The sequence below is a fragment of the uncultured Streptococcus sp. genome (assembly GCF_963518475.1).
Classification (GTDB): domain Bacteria; phylum Bacillota; class Bacilli; order Lactobacillales; family Streptococcaceae; genus Streptococcus.
In genome coordinates, this window is the sequence record NZ_CAUQJA010000045.1 from 1 (window position 1) to 3,793 (window position 3,793).

The 3,793-nt window shown below is 39.8% G+C and carries 3 protein-coding genes; all 3 read right to left on the bottom strand.

Going from position 1 to position 3,793, the window contains the following annotated elements:
- Positions 1 to 740: MATE family efflux transporter (locus tag RYK12_RS10005; RefSeq protein ID WP_314848850.1), on the bottom strand; the 740-nt coding region annotated here is incomplete at its 3' end.
- A 60-nt stretch (positions 741 to 800) separates the two neighbouring features.
- A complete protein-coding gene (gene thrC, locus RYK12_RS10010) occupies positions 801 to 2,285 on the bottom strand; it encodes a threonine synthase (RefSeq protein ID WP_314848852.1) in 1,485 nt (494 codons plus the stop codon).
- Positions 2,286 to 2,360: 75 nt separating this feature from the next.
- Entirely contained in the window at positions 2,361 to 3,638 is a 1,278-nt protein-coding gene (locus RYK12_RS10015; protein ID WP_314848854.1) for a gamma-glutamylcysteine synthetase, read from the bottom strand.
- Positions 3,639 to 3,793: the final 155 nt, after the last annotated feature.

Below are 3,793 nucleotides of genomic sequence, written 5' to 3' on the forward strand. Positions count from 1 at the left end.
GAAACGACCAAGGCAATGATCACTACATCTCCAGCCCGCATCATAAGTCGCTCTCCAGCTGCTGGTAAAGCCAAGGTCAACAGTTCCTTATCTAAACCAAAAGTCGGTTTCGTATAAGGCAGTTTTAATTGTGACCACAAAATCACAAGACCAACCAAACGAGACAGAATAGTCCCCCAAGCAACACCAGCTATCCCCATATCAAGTACAAAAATAGCTAGACTGGAAAAGAGAATATTCAAGGCATTTGACAAGAGACTAACATAAAGAGGCAGACGTGGATTATGCGTTGCACGAATCAAGGCTCCCAAACTCGTCATCAAGCCCAAAAGAACAATCGATCCGCCTACCAAGGATAGATACAGTCCACCACTCTCAGCCACAGCCTGCTCAGTTCCCAAAAGTCCTATCATCTCTTGCCCAGCAAAGATAGATAAAACTCCTAAAAGGAAACTTAATAGTAAAGTAATTTTCAAGGCTTCAGTCACATGATAGGCTAGCTTTGACTGATCCTTCTGCCCCAAACTTTTTGAAATAACACTAGAAATAGCTGCCCCTAGAGCAATGAAAATCGCTTGATAAATCGTGATAATATTACCAGCTACTGAAACACCTGAAATAGCTATCAACCCTAAATGCGCAACCAAATAACTGTCCACCATTCCCATGAGCATCTGCAAAAAGTTTTCACCCATAGCTGGTGAGGCAATATTAAGAATGTCTTTATTTTTCTTAAACAATCTCTCCTCCTGATGAAAAGAAACTCAGTTGGTTTCCCAACCGAGTTTACTCCCTCTGTCTTAGAGTCCTAGATAAGCCTCAACCGCTGCTTGCATATCAGCAGCTGCCACGGTTGTATTGTGACGAACTGGAGCTGTTTCAAGCCCATCAACTGCTGGTGGTACTGCAACACCTGAGATTTCATGTAATTGAGCCAAGGCTTCAAAATCTGTCAGACCTGATTTCCCTGTTACAGCTTCAACTGCAACCACTGGGAACTTGTATGGACTAGCTGTTGAAGCAATCACTGTCTTAGTCGCATCGCCGGTAGCCGCTTGGTATTTTCTATAAACAGCTGAGGCAACCGCCGTATGTGGATCCTCGATATAGGCATCTGTATCATAAACACGTTTAATTTCTGCCGCAGTTTCTTCCTCAGTCGCATATTCAGCTGCAAAGAGTTCCAGAATCTCAGCATCAAAGTCTGTCAATTCATATTGTCCTTGTGCACTCAAGGCATTCATGAGTTCAGCTGTCTTAACCGCATCGTTCCCCAAAAGATGGAAAATCAAACGCTCCAAGTTTGAAGATACTAAGATATCCATAGATGGACTAGTCGTTACCTTAAACTCACGTTTCTTGTCGTAAACACGTGTCTTAAAGAAGTCTGTCAAAACATTGTTGTCATTTGAAGCACAGATTAATTTGCCAACTGGAAGACCAATTTGCTTAGCATAAAAGGCAGCCAAGATATTTCCAAAGTTTCCAGTTGGTACTGTGAAGTTGACCTTATCACCAGCCACAATCTCACCAGTCTTAACCAACTGAGCGTAGGCATAAACATAATAAACAATCTGTGGTACCAGACGACCAATATTCATAGAGTTAGCTGATGAAAATTGCAACTTATTGGCCGATAATTTTTCACGAAGGACCACATCATTGAACATATGCTTAACGTTGGTTTGAGCATCGTCAAAGTTACCATCAATGGCGATAACATGAGTGTTATCACCAGTCTGAGTGGTCATTTGCAACTCTTGCACCTTGCTGACACCATCCTTTGGATAAAAGACGATAATCTCAGTACCAGGAACATCCGCAAACCCTGCCATAGCAGCCTTCCCAGTATCACCAGATGTCGCTGTTAAGATGACAATCTTATTCTCCAAACCATGCTTCTTAGCAGCTGTTGTCATAAAGTATGGCAAAATAGATAAGGCCATATCCTTAAAAGCAATTGTTGAACCATGGAAAAGCTCCAGGTTGTATTGCCCGTCTAATTTCACTAATGGTGCGATAGCTGGAGTATCAAACTTGCTATCGTAGGCATTGTTGATACAGTAGTCCAACTCTTCAGCTGTAAAGTCATCTAAAAATGCTGACAAAACAATCTTAGCAACTTCCTGATAAGAAGCATCTTTCAATTTGTCAAAGTCCAAATCTACCTTTGGATAAGTAACCGGTGTAAATAAACCACCGTCCGTCGCCAAACCTTGCAAAATTGCTTGGCTAGCAGTTACTGTATTGTTGGCGTCACGCGTTGATTGATAAACTAATGTCATTACTCTCTATCCTTTATCTATAGTCTCATCCATTATATCATGATTTTTCAGAAAATTCTCCTTTTATAAGAGAAATTATAGGCTCAATTCTTCTTTCAAAGCCTGTAAGTAGGTCATTTCTTGCTTATTTCTCATCTTCAGTCCTTCCTCGGCTAGCAGGAGTAAGTCTTTGGAAATTTCAATAATCGCAGTTTCTTCCTCATCTGTAAGCCTCTTCTTAGAAAATTGTCGTCTTAAAAACTTATAATTTCGCCCAAATTCTTTAAAGAAAGGCGCTGTTTCTAAGTAAGCTTCTAACATATCTAAATTAACCAACAATCCTAAGTGAAAAGCTGCTGAAGCGAAGGTTCTATCTAGAGGTTGAGTACACACACTACGAAACTCAACTGTTCCGCGAGTCGTTAAGTCTTGATACTGATAACTACGATGAGTTTCAAAATCTTTCTCTTGAGGATAAATAATAATCTCATCCCCATTAAGTGCATATGCTTGGATTTCAGGTGTAGCCAAATAGTCCCTCGCCTGAATCGGATAAAAATAATAGGTTTGCCCATCTCGTTCCGCAGTAAAAATTGCAGAATGATCTAGATAATCAAAAAAATCATCCTCATCTTTAAAGAGTCTAGCATTGACCCCGACGTTTTCTGGATAGATACCATGCATCGATTCTTCCCAGAAAATATCCCTTGAAATTTTCGTATCCCAATCCTCACCTGAAAACTCAGAATTGGCAAATAAATAAGCCTTAACTGCTTCAATTTGGGTAAAAGCATTAATCACCCGTAAGTAGTTAGACTTTGAAACATCCAACTGTACCTGACTCCCACAGATAAAAGCACCATATTCAGGGAAATGATGCAAGTCTGATTTAGTCACATTTCTACTCAAATTCAAATAGTCCATCAGCATGCGATACCGTGGGAAAGCCACTGGACAATTCTCATTTTTATCCCAGTTGGGATGAATACCACAGCCGACAATAGCATGATTTGATTCAGCTAACTTCTTCTGGATTACTTCCATATAAATACTAAAACGTTCTTCAACCTCTTGTATCGTTTCAGCCTTACCAAATGCAAACTCAATCGTAGTATAGGAAACTTCAAATAAAATAGTATCCTGACTTACTGGGTCCACTAACTGAATAGGAGTCCCAAAATCATCTACCTTTTCGACAGTAAAATCCAAAGCAGAAACTAAATATCTGAATAAGTGTTTGATAACTTCAACATCTGTAGCATCCCCTTCCAAGTTTACAACAGGATATTCCAGCTCAATCCCGACAAACAATTCAGGATTTTCTTTAACATTTTTCAAATACCGATGTTTTAATAAATCGATAGAACGAGACATACTTCCCTACACTTTCATAATCTAAATAAAATTTGAATAACTATTATTATAGCAAAAGTAATATAAAAAGGAACGAAGATTTACCACGTTCCTTAACTCTATACTATACCGGCGGCCGGGGTCGAACCGGCACGTCCTTGCGGACACTGGATTTT